18 protein-coding genes are annotated in these 16,034 nt (G+C 72.7%); 12 read left to right on the forward strand and 6 right to left on the reverse strand.

Features of this window, described 5'->3' with window-relative positions; translation table 11 throughout:
* The 3 genes from ACIP5K_RS18870 to ACIP5K_RS18880 all read right to left on the reverse strand — a co-directional run.
* Positions 1 to 383, reverse strand: a 383-nt coding sequence (locus ACIP5K_RS18870) for an alpha-amylase family glycosyl hydrolase (protein ID WP_401410849.1), incomplete at its 3' end; no start/stop codon positions are given.
* Positions 384 to 439: 56 nt separating this feature from the next.
* Entirely contained in the window at positions 440 to 2,413 is a 1,974-nt protein-coding gene (locus ACIP5K_RS18875; protein WP_401410851.1) for an alpha-1,4-glucan--maltose-1-phosphate maltosyltransferase, read from the reverse strand.
* A 35-nt stretch (positions 2,414 to 2,448) separates the two neighbouring features.
* Positions 2,449 to 2,688, reverse strand: a complete 240-nt coding sequence (locus ACIP5K_RS18880; protein WP_401410853.1) for a DUF5133 domain-containing protein — start codon at positions 2,686 to 2,688, stop codon at positions 2,449 to 2,451.
* Positions 2,689 to 2,972: 284 nt separating this feature from the next.
* Between ACIP5K_RS18880 and ACIP5K_RS18885 the strand changes: the two genes are divergently transcribed.
* Both ACIP5K_RS18885 and glgX read left to right on the forward strand, forming a co-directional pair.
* Entirely contained in the window at positions 2,973 to 3,464 is a 492-nt protein-coding gene (locus ACIP5K_RS18885; RefSeq protein WP_401410855.1) for a pep a2, read from the forward strand.
* Positions 3,461 to 5,533 carry a glycogen debranching protein GlgX gene (gene glgX / locus ACIP5K_RS18890; protein WP_401410857.1) on the forward strand — a complete coding sequence of 691 codons (2,073 nt, stop codon included), beginning with the start codon at positions 3,461 to 3,463 and terminating at the stop codon, positions 5,531 to 5,533. Before ACIP5K_RS18885 ends, glgX begins: the two co-directional genes overlap by 4 nt.
* A 67-nt stretch (positions 5,534 to 5,600) precedes the next feature.
* Here glgX and ACIP5K_RS18895 read toward each other — a convergent pair whose 3' ends face one another.
* Positions 5,601 to 5,840, reverse strand: a complete 240-nt coding sequence (locus tag ACIP5K_RS18895) for a hypothetical protein (protein WP_401410859.1) — start codon at positions 5,838 to 5,840, stop codon at positions 5,601 to 5,603.
* Between the two features lie 345 nt (positions 5,841 to 6,185).
* On the opposite strand from ACIP5K_RS18895, the gene ACIP5K_RS18900 reads away from it, so the two are divergent.
* Positions 6,186 to 6,962 (forward strand): polysaccharide lyase family 7 protein, encoded by a 777-nt coding sequence (locus ACIP5K_RS18900; RefSeq protein WP_401410861.1) that lies wholly within the window; start codon positions 6,186 to 6,188, stop codon positions 6,960 to 6,962.
* Between the two features lie 26 nt (positions 6,963 to 6,988).
* Here the strand turns inward: ACIP5K_RS18900 and ACIP5K_RS18905 are convergent, their stop codons facing one another.
* Positions 6,989 to 7,990, reverse strand: a complete 1,002-nt coding sequence (locus ACIP5K_RS18905) for an amidohydrolase family protein (protein WP_401410862.1) — start codon at positions 7,988 to 7,990, stop codon at positions 6,989 to 6,991.
* 133 nt (positions 7,991 to 8,123) lie between these two features.
* Between ACIP5K_RS18905 and ACIP5K_RS18910 the strand changes: the two genes are divergently transcribed.
* The 3 genes from ACIP5K_RS18910 to ACIP5K_RS18920 all read left to right on the forward strand — a co-directional run bounded on the left by ACIP5K_RS18910 (position 8,124) and on the right by ACIP5K_RS18920 (position 10,528).
* Positions 8,124 to 8,999: an IclR family transcriptional regulator gene (locus ACIP5K_RS18910; protein WP_401410864.1), complete on the forward strand. Its 876-nt coding sequence runs from the start codon at positions 8,124 to 8,126 to the stop codon at positions 8,997 to 8,999.
* A 103-nt stretch (positions 9,000 to 9,102) separates the two neighbouring features.
* Positions 9,103 to 9,549, forward strand: coding sequence for a hypothetical protein (locus tag ACIP5K_RS18915; protein ID WP_401410866.1), 447 nt, complete (start codon positions 9,103 to 9,105; stop codon positions 9,547 to 9,549).
* Positions 9,550 to 9,724: 175 nt separating this feature from the next.
* Positions 9,725 to 10,528 (forward strand): SAM-dependent methyltransferase, encoded by an 804-nt coding sequence (locus ACIP5K_RS18920; protein WP_401410867.1) that lies wholly within the window; start codon positions 9,725 to 9,727, stop codon positions 10,526 to 10,528.
* Positions 10,529 to 10,619: 91 nt separating this feature from the next.
* Here ACIP5K_RS18920 and ACIP5K_RS18925 read toward each other — a convergent pair whose 3' ends face one another.
* Positions 10,620 to 10,913 (reverse strand): hypothetical protein, encoded by a 294-nt coding sequence (locus ACIP5K_RS18925; RefSeq protein ID WP_401410868.1) that lies wholly within the window; start codon positions 10,911 to 10,913, stop codon positions 10,620 to 10,622.
* Positions 10,914 to 11,349: 436 nt separating this feature from the next.
* Between ACIP5K_RS18925 and ACIP5K_RS18930 the strand changes: the two genes are divergently transcribed.
* From ACIP5K_RS18930 to ACIP5K_RS18955, 6 genes are all read left to right on the forward strand, one after another.
* Entirely contained in the window at positions 11,350 to 12,246 is an 897-nt protein-coding gene (locus tag ACIP5K_RS18930) for an SMP-30/gluconolactonase/LRE family protein (RefSeq protein ID WP_401411354.1), read from the forward strand.
* A 145-nt stretch (positions 12,247 to 12,391) separates the two neighbouring features.
* Positions 12,392 to 12,901, forward strand: coding sequence for an SRPBCC family protein (locus tag ACIP5K_RS18935; protein ID WP_401410870.1), 510 nt, complete (start codon positions 12,392 to 12,394; stop codon positions 12,899 to 12,901).
* 185 nt (positions 12,902 to 13,086) lie between these two features.
* Entirely contained in the window at positions 13,087 to 13,395 is a 309-nt protein-coding gene (locus ACIP5K_RS18940; protein WP_401410872.1) for a hypothetical protein, read from the forward strand.
* A gap of 163 nt (positions 13,396 to 13,558) precedes the next feature.
* The gene (locus ACIP5K_RS18945) at positions 13,559 to 14,098 is read left to right on the forward strand and encodes a hypothetical protein (RefSeq protein ID WP_401410873.1); all 540 of its coding nucleotides are present in this window, start codon (positions 13,559 to 13,561) and stop codon (positions 14,096 to 14,098) included.
* A 155-nt stretch (positions 14,099 to 14,253) separates the two neighbouring features.
* Positions 14,254 to 15,363, forward strand: a complete 1,110-nt coding sequence (locus ACIP5K_RS18950) for a sensor histidine kinase (RefSeq protein ID WP_401411356.1) — start codon at positions 14,254 to 14,256, stop codon at positions 15,361 to 15,363.
* A complete protein-coding gene (locus ACIP5K_RS18955; protein WP_401410874.1) occupies positions 15,356 to 16,021 on the forward strand; it encodes a response regulator in 666 nt (221 codons plus the stop codon). Before ACIP5K_RS18950 ends, ACIP5K_RS18955 begins: the two co-directional genes overlap by 8 nt.
* Positions 16,022 to 16,034 lie beyond the last annotated feature (13 nt).

Below are 16,034 nucleotides of genomic sequence, written 5' to 3' on the forward strand. Positions count from 1 at the left end.
TGGAACCACTCGTGCTGGTCGCTGGTGTGGTTCATGACGAAGTCGATGATCACGCGCATGCCGCGCTGGTGCGCGGCGTCCACGAACTCCACGAAGTCCGTCAGCTCGCCGAACTCCGGCAGCGCGGCGATGAAGTTGGCGACGTCGTAACCACCGTCCTGAAGCGGTGACTTGAAGAACGGGGGCAGCCAGATGGCGTCGACGCCGAGCCACTGGAGGTAGTCCAGCTTCGCCGTGAGACCCCTGAGGTCGCCGATGCCGTCGCCGTTGCTGTCGTAGAACGAGCGGACCAGCGCCTCGTAGAAGACGGCCCGTTTGAACCACTCCGGGTCCCGCCGCCCGGCGGGAGCGGTCGGGTTCCGCGTCGGTTCTTGGATGGTCATGGTGATCTCCCTCCGTTGCCGCGTTTCTGCGGGGACCGGCAGAGCGCGCCGGGTGCTCAGCCGACGGTGAGGACGTGCGCGGGGGACTCGCCGGGGACCAGACGCACGTAGTTGGCGGCCCCCCAGGTGTAGACCGCGCCGGTCAGCTCGTCCCGTACGCGGAAGGGGGCGTCCGGGGCCACCCCCAGCCGCGCGAGGTCGAGCGTCACCGTCGCCTCCTGGGTGTGGTGCGGGTCGAGGTTCACGACCACCAGGACCGTGTTCGTGCCGCTGCGCCGGGAGTACACGATCACCTCGTCCTTGTCGGCGTGGTGGAAGTGCAGGTCCCGCAATTGCCGCAGGGCCGGGCTGCGGCGCCGGATGTCGTTGAGCAGCGTGATCAGCGGGGCGATCGTCCGCCCCTCCCGCGCCGCCGACTCCCAGTCGCGCGGCCGCAGTTCGTACTTCTCGGAGTGCAGGTACTCCTCGCTCCCCGGGCGCGCGGGGACGTTCTCGCAGAGTTCGTAGCCGCTGTACACACCCCAGGCCGGGGACAGCGTGGCGGCCAGCACGGCGCGCAGTTCGAAGGCCGGACGCCCGCCGTCCTGAAGGAACCCGGACAGGATGTCGGGGGTGTTCACGAACAGGTTCGGCCGCAGCACCGCCGAGGTGTCCCGCGCCAACTCCGACAGGTACTCGGTGAGTTCGCGTTTGGTGTTGCGCCAGGTGAAGTACGTGTACGACTGCTGGAAGCCGGCCGCCGCCAGGGACCGCATCATCGCCGGGCGGGTGAACGCCTCCGCCAGGAAGACGACATCGGGGTCGCTGCGGTTGATGTCCGCGACGACCCGCTCCCAGAACGCCACCGGCTTGGTGTGCGGATTGTCGACCCGGAAGATCCGCACGCCGTGCGCCATCCAGTGCCGCAGGATCCGCGTGGTCTCCGCGACCAGTCCCGGCAGGTCCCGGTCGAAGGCGATGGGGTAGATGTCCTGGTATTTCTTCGGCGGGTTCTCCGCGTACGCGATCGACCCGTCGGGCCGCTGCCGGAACCACTCCGGATGCTTGTCCACCCAGGGGTGGTCGGGTGAGCACTGGAGCGCGAAGTCCAGGGCGATCTCCAGGCCCAGCTCCCGCGCCCGCGCCACGAACGCGTCGAAGTCCTCCAGGGTGCCGAGGTCCGGGTGGATCGCGTCGTGGCCGCCCTCCGGCGAACCGACCGCCCACGGCACCCCCACGTCGTGCGGACCGGGGGAGAGGGAGTTGTCGGGGCCCTTGCGGAACGTGGTGCCGATCGGGTGCACCGGCGGCAGGTACACCACGTCGAAGCCCATCTCCGCGATGGCCGGCAGCCGCCGCGCCGCCGTCTCGAAGGTGCCGCTCACCGGCGGCTTCCCCGGCTCGACCACCGCGCCCTCGGAGCGCGGGAAGAACTCGTACCAGGACCCGTACAGCGCCCGCTCCCGCTCCACCAGCAACGGCAACTCCGCGCTCTCGGTCAGCCGCTCCCGCAGCGGGTGCGACTCCAGGACGGCGCCGACCTCCGGGCCCGTCGCCGCCGACAGCCGCCCGGCCGCGCCGCGACCGCCGTCGCACAGCACCGCCAGGGCGGCCCGCAGCACCGACGCGGCCGGCGCGTCGCCCGCGGCCCCGGCCAGCACCCGCTCCAGGAGGAGGGCGCCCTCCTCCAGCGTCAGATCGACGTCCGTGCCGGCCGCCACCTTCACGGCGGCGTCCCGCTGCCAGGTGGCCACGGGATCGCACCAGGCCTCGACATGGAAGGACCACCGACCGGGCGCGGACGCGGCGACCTCGGCACGCCACCGGTCCTCGCCCGGCGCCACCTCGCTCATCGTCCGGCGCTGGACGGCGCGGCCGTCGGGAGCCCGGAGCACGGCCCGCGCCCGGACCACGGCCGAACCCTCCACGAACACCGTGGCCGTGACCGGGAACGCCTCGCCGACCACGGCCTTCGCCATGGCCAGGCCCCCCTCGACGTGGGGGCCCACCCGCTCGATCGAGACGGGCACATGCTGCTGCACCACTGCCATCGGTCTCACCTCTTGCGCCGTGCGACCCGTCGGGGTCACGCGAAAGTCGTCACCACGTCCCGCTCGCGCCGCACCGGCGGGCGCAGCAGCCGTTCCGCCGTCGCCGCGGCCTCCCGGCCGCAGCGTTCGCCGGTCGCCGCGCACAACTCCGCGACCGCCAGCCGGAACCCGGCCCGGACCCCGGCGTCCGCGGGAGCCGCGAGGAACCGCCGCTCCCAGCGGCGATAGCGCCGCAGGCTCCGCCCGATGTCCACCTCGGCACGCGATGCGTCCATGGCACCCGTCGACCTCCAGGACTCCGCGCCGTCGGACCCGATGGATCCGAACACCGAGCACGGAGAGAGAGCGGCCGGTGACCGGCTGCTCCTCCACCATCGTGCGGGGCGAAACGCCATCCGTCCTGTTGAGCCGAGCGTCACCGGCCGATCACTCTCGTGTTGCACGGATGGAGTAGCGGGGTGAGGCTGAGTCCTGACTCTCGAAGAAGCGGCGCCCACGCTCTGTGCGCACGGCCCCGTCGTGACGACGGGCGAGGGCCCCGCTGTGAGGAGCAGACATCATGAACCGGACAGTGCCCCGCTACTACCACGTCGAGGTGGACGCCGACCCGGAACGTGTCGGCCAGGTGCAGCGCATCGTCGCCGCGCACCTCCGGTACTGGGGGCTGGAGAAACTGGCGACGCCCGCGAACCGCGGGCTCGGCCTGCTGATGGAAGCCGCCGGAGCCGGGGCCCGCACCACCGTCGAGACCTGGTGGACGGGCCAACACCTGATCACCGCCGTCTCGCACCAGGACGCGGCCCGGCCCGGACGCGCCGACGCCGACCTGGCGTGCCTGAGCCGCATCGCCGCGCTCAGCGACGGCTGGGGCAGCTGCACCGCGCACGCCCGACGCATCGTCTGGTTCTCCCTGCGCAGCCGCAACGGCGACCGCGAACCGCTGGCCGGCAAGCGTCCCGTCCCGTCGACGGGCGCCAGCCTCCAGGTGCCGCGCATCGAGGTGCCGACGACCGGCGTCGCGCTGCCGCAGACGGCCGAGGCGGCCTCGTGACGGGATCCGCGCGTCCGGGCCGCCCCTACCCGCTGGGGGCGGCCTACGACGGACAGGGCACGAACTTCGCCCTGTTCAGCGCCGTGGCCGAGCAGGTCGACCTGATCCTGGTGGACGCCGAGGGGCACGAGCGGACAGTGACGCTCCCCGACGTCGACGGATTCGTCTGGCACGGCTACCTGCCGGACATCGGGCCCGGACAGCGCTACGGCTACCGGGTGCACGGCCCCTGGCAGCCGGCGTCCGGACACCGCTGCGACGCCTCCGCCTTCCTCCTCGACCCCTACGCGCGCGCCGTCCACGAACAGGCCCCGCGCGACGCCGGTTTCGCCGAGGGCCTGTGCGGCGTCGTCGTCGACCCGGCCTTCGACTGGGAGGCGGACGCGCCGCCGGGCCACGCCTACACCGACTCCGTCATCTACGAGGCCCACGTGCGCGGCCTGACCCGCACCCATCCGGGCGTCCCCGAGGAACTGCGCGGCACCTACGCCGGCCTGGCGAGCGAAGCCGTCCTCGACCACCTCACCTCCCTGAAGGTGACCGCGGTCGAGCTGATGCCGATCCACCAGTTCGTCCAGGACGGCTTCCTCCTGGACCGGGGCCTGTCCAACTACTGGGGCTACAACACCATCGGCTTCTTCGCGCCCCATCACGCCTACGCCGCCACCGGCACCCTCGGCCAGCAGGTCGACGAGTTCAAGGGCATGGTCAAGGCCCTGCACGCGGCGGGCCTCGAAGTGATCCTCGACGTCGTCTACAACCACACGGCCGAGGGCAACGAGGAAGGACCCACGCTCTCCTTCCGGGGCATCGACAACGCCTCCTACTACCGGCTGGCCGAGGACGACTTCTCCCGCTACTACGACACCACGGGCACCGGCAACAGCCTGCTGATGCGGCACCCCAACGTCCTTCAGCTGATCATGGACTCGCTGCGCTACTGGGTCACCGAATGCCATGTCGACGGCTTCCGCTTCGACCTCGCGGCCACCCTGGCACGGCAGTTCCACGAGGTCGACCGGCTCTCCGCCTTCTTCGACCTCATCCAGCAGGACCCCGTCATCAGCCGCGTGAAGCTGATCGCCGAGCCGTGGGACGTCGGCGACGGCGGCTACCAGGTCGGGAACTTCCCTCCGCTGTGGTCCGAGTGGAACGGCAAGTACCGCGACAGCGTCCGGGACTTCTGGTGCGCGCGCGAGCGCTCCCTCCCCGAGTTCGCCTCCCGCCTCACCGGCTCCGCCGACCTGTACCAGCACGACCGGCGCAGGCCCCGCGCGAGCGTCAACTTCATCACCGCGCACGACGGGTTCACCCTGCGCGACCTCGTCTCGTACGACTCCAAGCACAACGAGGCCAACGGCGAGGACAACCGCGACGGCGAGAGCGACAACCGGTCCTGGAACTGCGGCGCGGAGGGACCCACCGACGCCCCGGACGTCCGGGCGCTGCGGGCCCGGCAGCAGCGCAACTTCCTGACGACGCTCATGCTCTCGCAGGGCATCCCGATGCTCAGCCACGGCGACGAACTGGGCCGCACCCAGCGCGGCAACAACAACGCCTACTGCCAGGACAACGAACTGTCCTGGGTCGACTGGGAGTTGACCGAGGAGGAAACCTCCCTGCTCGACTTCACGCGGCAGCTCGGCGCCCTGCGCACCGCGCACCCCGTGCTGCGCCGACGCCGGTTCTTCTGGGGCGAGAGCGCCCGGGGCGACGAGGAGCGACCGCCGGACCTGGTGTGGCTGCGCCCCGACGGCGCCGAGATGACGGCCAAGGACTGGCGGTGGCCCGACGCGCACGCCCTCGCCGTCTTCCTGAACGGCGACGCGATCACCGAACCCGACCCGCTCGGGAACCCGGTCGTGGACGACTCCTTCCTGATGCTGTTCAACTGCTACTGGGAGCCCATGGAGTTCCGGCTGCCCGACGCGGTGTACGGGGCGAACTGGACGACCCTCATCGACACGGCGGAGCCGTCCGGGGACCCGGACGAGAAGGAGCACAAGGCCGGCACGGCGCTGACGGTCGCCTCACGCGGACTGGTCGTCCTGTCGCGGCCACCGGTCTGACGACGGCCCCGGCCGCCCTCGCGGGCCGCCGGGGCCACTCCTGTGGTGAGGCTCCCGGGCTTCGGGATCAGTAGCGCACCCACAGGACGTACACGTCCGGGCGCGACGGGCCGAACGGCTCGCAGAAGTAGAGGGCGCCCCAGATGGCGTGCCCGGCCTGACCGGCCGCGTTGCACTCGGCGAGGGAGGCGTGGTGGCTGCGGGCGTAGAACCCGGGCGGGGCGGCTTCGGCGGTGGCCGCGCCCCCGAGGGCGAGCGCGGATGCGGCCACGACGGTGGCGACGGCGGCGGCGATACGACGGTACATGGCAAGCCCTCCTGAAGGAGCCGGGCGTTCCGGCGCAGAGCGTGTCGGTACGTGGGGTACGGGCCGTGCTGGCCCTTGCGGTGGCATCGGCTGCGCAGCCGGGACGAACCTAGCGGGCACCCGACGGCCGCACAACAGGTCTAGGCCAATAAGACGGATCAGGTCCCGCGGGCCCGGGTCCGGCCCGGTCACGCTCACGCCCGCCCTCATCGGCCGGCTTCTGTCCGGACCCTTGACTGTGCTGGTTCAGACCTTTAGTTTCACGGCACGCGAGGTTCACAAGTGAACCCAGCCTTCAGATATATGAACGCCGAGTCGTCGTCTCAGCCTGGAGGAACCCCCCCCATGAACCACACCCGAGTCCTGTCCACCGCCACGGTCGTCGGCGTCGTCGCCGCCGTCGCCCTGCTCGGTGGGCCCAGCGCCAGCGCGGCCGATCCGGGCAAGGCGCCCGGCGGCAACTTCGACCTGTCCGTCTGGCAGTTGCAGGAGCCCGTCGGCTCGCCCGGCTCGCCGACCACCATCTCCTCGTCGCGCCTCCAGGGCGCGAACGGGTTCCAGGACGCGTACTTCTACACCGACACCCGTGACGGGGCGATGACCTTCTGGGCGCCCGAGAAGGGCGTCACCACCCCCAACTCCAACTACGCCCGCTCCGAGTTGCGGGAGATGAACCGCAGCGGGAGCGCCGCCGACTGGTCGCTCGGCGGAAGCCACCGGCTGAACGCGACCCTGCGCGTCGTCTCCGTCACGTCCAATGTGTGCGTCGGCCAGATCCACCTCGGCTCCGGCGGCAGCTCCACGAAGCCCCTGGTCGAGCTGTACTACCGGTCGAGCGGCGACATCGTGGTGGGCACGGAGAACTCGCCCTCCGGCGGCCAGACGACGCACACGGTGGGACATGTCGCGGTCGGGAAGACGTGGAGCTACACCATCGCCGTCTCCGGCGGGAACACGCTCGACGTGACCGTCAACGGCAGCACCACGCACTACGCCATACCCTCGTCGTTCTTCCCGTACAAGCAGTACTTCAAGGCGGGTTCCCACAACCAGTCCTCGTCCAGCAGCACGACCAAGGGCGCACGCGTCGCCTTCTACGGGCTCAACGTCTCGCACAGCTGACAGGCGGGGGGGGGCGGGGCGCGGGGTCAGCGCGTCCGGGGCGCCAGCAGCCGCCGCGCGTTGCGCGAGGTGAGGTCGCGCCAGGTCGCGCCGGGTGCGGGCGGCGCGGCCGCGTCCACGGAGTCGATCTGGGCGAGGACGGCTTCGAGGGGCGTCCAGCAGTAGTCGCTGCCGTACAGCAGGCGCTCGGTGCCGAACGCCGCGCCGAGCGCGGGGACCTGCCGGGGGAAGGGCGTGCCGGCCATGTCGTACCAGAGGCGGCCGAACTGCTCGACGGTGCCGGGCGCGGGCGGGGTGCTCGCCCCGCCGCCCGGGGCGGGGGTGGCGGCGCCGAGTGCGGCGCCTTCGAGCAGCGGGCGGAACAGCTCGATCCGGTCGGCCAGCAGCGGCAGCGCACCGCCGCCGTGCGTGAGGATCCAGCGGATCCCGGGGTGCCGGGCGAGGACGCCGCTCAGCAGCAGGTCGCTCGCCGTGCGCGCCGTGTCGAAGAGGAACTCCAGCATCGGGCGCGGCCGGCCGAGGGCCACGGCGTCGGCGGCGGGCGGCGAGGTGGGGTGCACGAAGACGATCGCGCCGCGCCGGTCCAGCTCCGCCCACAGCGGCGCGAAGGACGGATCGCCGAGGTAGCGGCCGTGGTGGTTGGTCTCGACGGCGACCCCGTCCGCGCCCAGCTCGTCGAGCGCGTACGCCGCCTCCGCCAGCGCGCCCTCGACGTCGGGCAGCGGGAGGGAGGCGAAGTGGCCGAACCGGTCGGGGCGCTCGGCCCGGACACCGGCCCCGAAGGTGTTCACCTCGCGGGCGAGCGCGCGAGCGGCCGCGTCGTCGCCGAAGTGCACCCCCGGGGACGACACGGACAGGCACGCCTTGGCGATGCCGCCGCGCTCCATCAGGTCCAGCTGCCGCTCCACGCTCCAGCCTGGCCAGCCCGGCATGCCGTCCGGGTGGTCGACGCCCGCGGCGCGGGCCGCGGCGACGTAGCCGTCGGTGACGAAGTGGGCGTGGACGTCGACGAGTCCGGTCCTGCTCATGAGATCTCCTGCCGAATGGGGGGTGACGCGGGCGCTGCCGCAGCTCGGGGGGCCGGACGCGGGGCCGCCCGGCCGGCCCGGGGCGCACCAGCCACCGTAGGAGGACGGCCGTAGGCTGGCACGGGTGATGCCGATGAATGGAACACCCCTTCCCGGAGGCGACGGCCCGGCCCGCCGGGGCGGCCGCCCCGCCGAAGGGCAGCCGGTGATCGACCGGGCGTTCGCGCTGCTCGGGACGTTCGATCACGACCATCGTGCGCAGACCCTCGCGGAGCTCGCACGGCGCGCCGGCCTCCCGCGCAGTTCGGCGCTGCGCCTCGCACGGTCGCTGATGCGGGCCGGGGCACTGGAGCGGCTGGAGGACGGCCGGTTCGTGGTGGGCCTGCGCCTGCTGGAGACGGCGTCGCTCGCCCCGCGCGGGCACGGGCTGCGGGCGGTGGCGATGCCCTTCATGGAGGACCTGTTCCACGTGACGCGGCAGCATGTCCTGCTCGCGGTCCGCGACGAGGGCGAAGCGCTGCTGGTCGAACGGCTCTCCGCGCTCGACGCGAGCCCCGTCAGTTACCGGGTGGGCGGCCGGGTGCCGCTGACCTCGACCGGCGTGGGCCTGGTGCTGCTCGCCTTCGCGCCGGTGGAGGTGCAGGAGCAGGTCATCGCGGCGTTCCTCCCCGGGCAGGGCGCCGTGGGCATCGAGACCCCCGGCGACCTGCGGAACCTCCTCGCCGATGTGCGCCGCCGGGACTGTGCCGCAGGAGCGCAGGGCCCGCCGTGGGAGCTGAGCACGGTGGCGGCCCCGGTCCGCGACGGCCGGGAGGTCGTCGCGGCCCTGTCGGTGGTGGCCCCCAGCACCGGATTTCCCGACGCCGGGTACGGACCGGCCGTCCGGGCGACGGCCCGCGCGGTGTCACGCCGGCTCGCGGAGGACACGGGCCCCGGGAGGGACACGGGCCCCGGGAGGGACACGGGCCCCGGGAAGAGCCCGGGTTCCGGGAAGGGCGCGGGGCGGTAAACGCGCGCGGGCGGTGAGCGCGCGCCGGGTGCGGAACCGTCCGGGTCACCCGTTCGCAGCCCGCCGACGGGCTCGACGCCGACGCGGCGCGTTGCATGAACACATGAACTCTGCGCGCTCGCTCTCCCGTCGCCTCTCCCTCACCGTCGCCGCCACCGTCGCCGCCGCGCTGTTGCTGGCGGGCTGCTCGGACGACGACAGCACCCCCAAGGAGAACGCGTCCAAGAGCGCCGAGGCCCTGTGCGACAGCCTCGGCGACCTCAAGGACGACACCGCGGATCTGTCCAGCCTGGACTCCGACAGCACCGTGGACGACATCAAGGACGCCCGCGACGACATCGCCGACGACCTGAAGGACATCGACGACGACGCCAAGGGCATCGACGACGCCAAGACCGACGCCATCTCGAACGCCTACGACGACCTGAAGAAGTCGATCGACGGTCTCGACGGCGACACCACGGCCTCCGACGCGGCGCAGAAGATCCAGCCCCAGATCGAGAAGCTCAACAAGGCGATCGTGGCGTCGCAGGCCTCGGTCCGCTGCTGACCGCTCCCGCCCGGGCGGCCGGGCGGCCCGACCGGCCGCCCGGCGACTACACGGTGCTTCCGTCCGTGCACGGCGCGCGGTCCAGCTACGCGCAATGTCGTGTGCGTGGCCTGAAAACGGCGTTGTCGCAGCAGAGTTGACCTTGCGGCCTCGCGCTCCGTGTGAAGCTGTACCCATGGATGATGTGAACGCTGATGTGAAGAACAGGCTACAGACGGACCGCCCGCACTCGGCCCGTGTCTGGAATTATCTGCTGGGCGGCAAGGACAACTACCCCGTCGACAGCGAGGTCGGCGATGTCATCTTGTCGACCTTCCCGGAGTTCGCTGCCGTGGCCCGGTTGCAGCGGGCCTTCCTCGCGCGCTCCGTCCGCTTCCTGGCGGCGGAGGCGGGCATCAGGCAGTTCCTCGACATCGGCACCGGGCTGCCCACCGCCGACAACACCCACGAGGTGGCCCAGCGCATCGCGCCGGAGAGCCGCATCGTCTACGTCGACAACGACCCGCTCGTGCTCGCCCACGCCCGCGCCCTGCTGACCAGCAGCCCCGAGGGCGCGTGCGCGTACATATCGGAGGACGTCCGCAACCCGGGGCGCATCCTGGCCGAGGCGGCGAACACCCTGGACCTCAGCCGGCCGGTCGGCCTGACCCTGCTCGGCATCATGGGCCAACTGTCCGACGAGGAGCGGCCCGGGGAGGTGGTCGCCGAACTGCTCGACGCGCTGCCCGCCGGCAGCTACCTCGCGCTGAGCGACGGGATCGACACCAACGCCGCGCTGAACGCGGCCGTGACCGCCTACAACGCCCAGTCGGCCAACACGTATCACCTGCGCTCCCCGGAGGCGATCGCCGGCTACTTCACGGGCCTGGACGTCGTCGACCCCGGTGTCGTGGCCACGTCGGCCTGGCGCCCGGACGACATGCAGCCCGTCGAGGACGCCGCGGACGTCGCGTACTGCGGCGTGGCCCGCAAGGGCTGACACCTCGGTGCGTGGCGGCCGGCGTGCCGGCCTGCCGAAGGAGTGGCCCGGCGGCGCGGTCGAGGGGACCGCGCCGCCGGGCGCCGCCCGGTCAGCCCAGGTGGTCGACACGGCGCAGACCGAGGGTGAGTTGGTCCAGGATGGCGTCGGGATGCAGGTCGTACGCCTGCGCCGCCACGCCCACACCGAGCTCCGCCGCGTGGGTCATGGCCCAGAGCAACGCGCAGTGGGCCGCGGCGTCATCGCCCACCTGCTGCTTCAAGCGGGCCACGGCGAGGTCGAGTTGCGCTTCGGAGGCCGGGGTGTACCCCTTGTTCAGGGCGCCGCGCAGGAGCGACAGGGCCTCCAGCGTGGCCGGCGGACGGTACTGGCTGTCGAGAGTCATGCGCGTTCCTTCCTGAACCGGCGACATGTGCGGGGCGGCCGTCCGGCCGTGCTCCCGCTGTTCTGGCCGATGCCCCCGCCCGCCACGAACACGCGTGGTGCCACTCGTGCGGTGGAGGGCGCCACGGATCCGGTCGAGCACCCGTACGCGACCGAAAGCTCCGTGCGAGTACCGTCGACACCCCTGCGACACGCGCCGATCAGACCGATCAGACCGAGCAGACCGATCAGACCGAGCAGACCGAGCAGACCGAGCAGACCTCGTGGAACACCGGAAGTTCCGCAAGGCCCGACCGAGACAGGGGAGTTGCCGTGCACCCATCCACGTCACCACACCGGTGCGGACCCGTCGGACGCACCTCGTACGCGCATCCGGTGGACGCGTGAGGGCGCGCGGCGGGCCGACGCGGCCCTTGGTGGTGCGCCATCGCGTCCCGGTGGGCCCGGGTCCGGAGCACGTGACGACGGACGACCGGCAGCGGATCCTCACCGGGGTGGAGGACGGACGCATTCTGCGCGTCGACCCCCGACCCCCGTACCCTGTCGAGCAGATCGGACGGGTTCCGGGGCGGCCGCTGGGCCTGACCGCGCTGCCCGACGGCCGTCTGCTCGTGTGCGACGCCGAAGCGGGGCTGCTGCGCCTGCCCGCGGACGGCGGCCCGCCCGAGGTGGTGGCCGACGAGGTCGACGGACGTCCGCTGCGCGTGTGCAGCAACGTCGCCTCCGGCCCTGACGGCACCCTCTACTTCACGTCGGCCAGCGACCGGCACCCTCTGACCCGCTGGCGTGCCGATCTGATGGAACGCACCGCCACCGGACGCGTGCTGCGCCTCGAACCCGGTGGCCGCCCCGAAGTGCTCGCCGACGGCATCGAGTTCGCCAATGGCGTGGTGCTCGCCCCCGACGGCACCCACCTGATCGTCGCCGAGACGGGGGCCCGCCGCCTGCTGCGCGTCCGGCTGACGGGCGAGCGGGCCGGGCGGCCCGAGGTACTGCGCGACCGGCTGCCGGGCTACCCCGACAACCTGACGCTCGGCGCCGGGGGCGAGGTGTGGGTGGCGCTCGCGGCCCCGGTCAACCCCCTGCTGGAAGCCGCCCGCCACGCCCCGCCCCGCGCGCGGCGCGTCCTGGGGGCCGCGGCGCACACCCTGCGGCCGCCGGTCCCGCGCGTGGCACGTGTCCTCGCCTTCACGTCCGACGGTGTGCTGCGCCACGACCTGCGCGCGACCGGACACGGCTGCCGCATGATCACCAGCGTGGTCGCGAACCCGGACGTCGTGGCCCTCGGCAGCCTCATGGAACGTCACCTGACGCTGTGCGAGCCGCCGGGGTAGCCGCCCCCGGCCGCCGCGGTCGGCGCGCAGGGCCCGGCGGCCCCTCCGAGGGCGCTCCCTCCCGGCTCCTGGCCCGTCGATCAAGCTCCGTGTCATGCTCTCTACTCCCCAGTAACCAAGAGTGTCGACCGGAAAGAGGCCTCCCGTGAGCCGCGTATTCACCGTGAGCAGGAGCATCGAGGTCGGGGTGGCGCCCCGGATCGCCTACGAGGCGGTGAGCCGCCCCGAGGACATGGGCCGCTGGAGCCCGGAGAACCAGGGCACGACCGGCGACGCCCCTGCGGGTCCGGTGGCGCCGGGCACCTCGTTCGTCGGGCGCAACAAGCGCGGCCGGGTCCGCTGGGTCACCCGGTGCACCGTCACCGCGGCCGAACCGGGCAGCCGCTTCGCCTTCCGCGTCCACGCCATCGGCGCCCGCCGGCCCCGGCTGCGCGGCCCGATCGCCACGTGGGAGTACCGCTTCGAGCCGACCGACCACGGCACACGTGTGACGGAGACGTGGACCGACGACCGCCGCGGCTGGCCCGACGCCGTCGCGCAGGTCTTCGACCGACTGGTCACCTCGGGTCACACGTTCGCCGACTTCCAGACCCGCAACATCGACAGGACGCTCCAGAACCTCAAGCGCGAGCTGGAGCGCGCCGAGGCCGCCTGAACCGGCTGCACCGCCTGAACCGTCTGAACCGTCTGAACCGTCTGAACCGTCTGAACCGGCCGGAGCGTGACCAAGGCGGGGCCGCGCAGTTGAACGGGCGATGTCCTGTTCGTCGTCGAGCACGTCGAGCAGGACATCGCCCGTCGAAGCCCGTCGAAGCCCGTCGCAGCAAGGAGCCCCCACACATGCGCGTCCGCCGCACCGCCTCCGGCACCGCCACCGCCGCCGTCCTCCTGGCCATGGCGGCCTCCGTCGCCTGGTCCGCCCCAGCGTCCGCCGCCGACACCGGGCCGGACTCCGGCACGGTCGTCCTGTCGAACGAGGCCTACGACCGTTTCGTCGCGGCCGGTGAGGACGAGCGGCACCTGATCCTGACGGACCCGTCCTACCGCGAGGTATGGCTCTCCTGCCTGCACTCCACGGCACCCAGCCACTTGGAACGCAACGGCTGGGGCCCCGGATACGTGTGTATCCCGGACGGCGCGGTGCAGTGACGGCGGTGCGGTGACGGCCGCCGGAGGAGCGCAGACCTCGCGGACCGGCGGGCGCGGCGCGGGCGGGCCGGGGCCGGCTCCACCGCCCCGCCCGCCGATGTCCACCCGGAGGTCCACCCATGGGTCCAGGTGCTGCGGGCCGCTCCGCAGCAGTCTTATGGACATGACTACGACCGAGTGGATCACCGACATCGCCCTCCTTCTCGTCGTCTTCCGGCAGCTGCGGGAGGGCAGGCTCGACTGGAGGACCTTCCTCATCCCCCTGGGGATCGTGGCCTTCGTGGCCCACCAGTACCTCGACTCCGTACCGACCGGCGGCAACGACCTGTTGCTGATCGGCGCCCTGGTCGCCGTGGGCGCGGCCCTCGGCGTCGCCGGCGGCGTCTACACCAGGGTCCGGGCTGCCGGGGAGCACGTCCTGGTCAAGGCCGGCGCGGTCTCGGCCGCGCTGTGGGTCATCGGCATGGGCGCGCGCATGGGCTTCCAGCTGTGGACCGAGCACGGCGGCGCCGAGCACGTCGCCCGCTTCAGCCTCACCCACCAGATCACCAGCGACCAGGCGTGGGTCGCCGCGTTCGTCCTCATGGCGCTCACCGAGGTCGTCACCCGGCTGGCCACGATCGCCGTGCGCGGCCGCATGGTCGCCCGCGGACGGTCGGCGTCCGTGACACGGACCGCGCTGAGCGTCGACCGCAGCGCCTGATGGTGGGTTATGGTCGCGCCGTGCCCGCACCCGAGAGTCGCCCGGACCCCACCCCCGCACCGGAGTCCGGGCACCCGGCCCCCGCACCGGAGTCCGGGCACCCCGCCCCCGCGCCGGAGTCCGGGCACCCGGCACTGCCCCGCAGGGACCCCCGGATGCACGGGGCCGTCACCCTGGTCGTCATCGCCTGCGGATTCGCGACCGTCCGCCCCATCGGCGTCAGCGGCCGGGGCCTCGCCGTCGCCGCGCTGCTCGTCCTGTGCTCGGCGTCGCTGCTGTGCCGGCATCTGCCGGAAGCCAGGTTCTCCCCGCGTGTCGTCCTCGCGGTGATGGCGTTCGGAGTCGTCGCGTCGGCTGCGCTGATCGGCGTCAGCCGCACCGGCTCCAGCTATCTGTTCGCCTACTTCCTCGTCGGACACATCGGCTACCGGTTCCCGCTCAGGTGGTCGCTCCCGCTGGCCGCGGGGAGCAGTCTCCTGTGCGCGGCGGTGCTCTACTTCCAGGTCGGCCCGGGCCACCACGCGCTGCCCTGGGGCCTGGGACTCACCACCGGCCTGCCCGTGGTGGCGGGCATCCTCAGCCGCAGCAAACAGCGCGCGCTGGAGGCGGTGATCGCGGCGGCTGAGTCGTCCGAGCGCGCCGCGCGGGCCGAGGCCCAGGCCGCCGTGCTGACCGAACGCGGCCGCATCGCCCGTGACGTGCACGACGTCCTCGCGCACTCGCTGGCCGGGATCAACATGCAACTGGAGCTCGCCGACGCGCTGCTGGACACCGGCGACCTGGACAAGGTCCGCGAGGCGAACCACAAGGCGCACAGCATGGTCAAGGAGAGCCTGAAGCAGGCGCAGTGGACCGTGCACGCCCTGCGCGAGGACGCGCTGCCGCTGGTCGAGTCCCTGGCCGCGATGCTGGAGTCGTCCGGCCACCGCGACGCGCTCACCGTCGTCGGCACCGTCCGGCCGCTGGCGGCCCGCGGCACGCAGAACCTGCTGCGGATCGCGCAGGAGGCCCTGACCAACGCGGGACGCCACGCCCCCGGCGGGCCCGTCGCGGCCCGGCTGGTCTTCGCCCCGACGTCGACGACACTGACGATCCGCAACGGACCTGCCACCCGCGAGAGGACCGCCGGGCTCGGCAGCGGGATGGGACTGATCGGGATGCGTGAGCGCGTCGCCCTCCTGAATGGCACCCTTGCGGCGGGGCCGGTTCCAGCAGGACCGGACGCGGGCGGCTGGCAGGTGGAGGCGGAGATCCCCGATGAGTGAACAGTCCGATCGGCAGGACCGGTTGAGAGTCGTCGTCGCCGACGACCAGGCGGCCGTGCGGGAGCCGCTGGCCGCCGTACTCGCCCTGTCCGAGGACATCGAGGTGGTCACGGCCGCGGCCGACGGCACCGAGGTGCTGACCGCCGTGGCGGCCGGACCCGTCGACGTGGTGCTCATGGATCTGCGGATGCCCCGGATGGACGGCACCGAGGCCACCCGCCGGCTGAGCGAGGAGCATCCCGAGGTGGCGGTGGTCGTCCTGACCACCTTCGCCGACGACGACTCCATCCTGGCCGCGCTGAGCGCCGGCGCCCGCGGCTACCTGACCAAGAACGCCGGCCGGCAGGACATCCTGCGGGCCATCCGCGCGGCCGCCGCCGGCCAGTCCGTCCTCGACCGCGAGGTCCAGGACCGGCTCCTGGCGACGGTGCGCACGACCGCACCGGCCGCCGCCCCGTCGCTGCCCGCGGACATCACGCCGCGCGAGCGCGAGGTGTGGACCCTCATCGGCCAGGGGCTGCCCAACCGGGCCATCGCCGAGAAGCTGTTCATCAGCGAGGCCACGGTCAAGACCCACATCAACAACCTGTTCGCCAAGGCCGGCATCCGGGACCGCGCCGACGCCGTCCGCCGCGCCCTCGCAGCGGGCCTCGCCTGACCCGTCCACGGCA

This window comes from Streptomyces sp. NPDC088785 (assembly GCF_044750685.1).
In the GTDB taxonomy this organism is placed as follows: domain Bacteria; phylum Actinomycetota; class Actinomycetes; order Streptomycetales; family Streptomycetaceae; genus Streptomyces.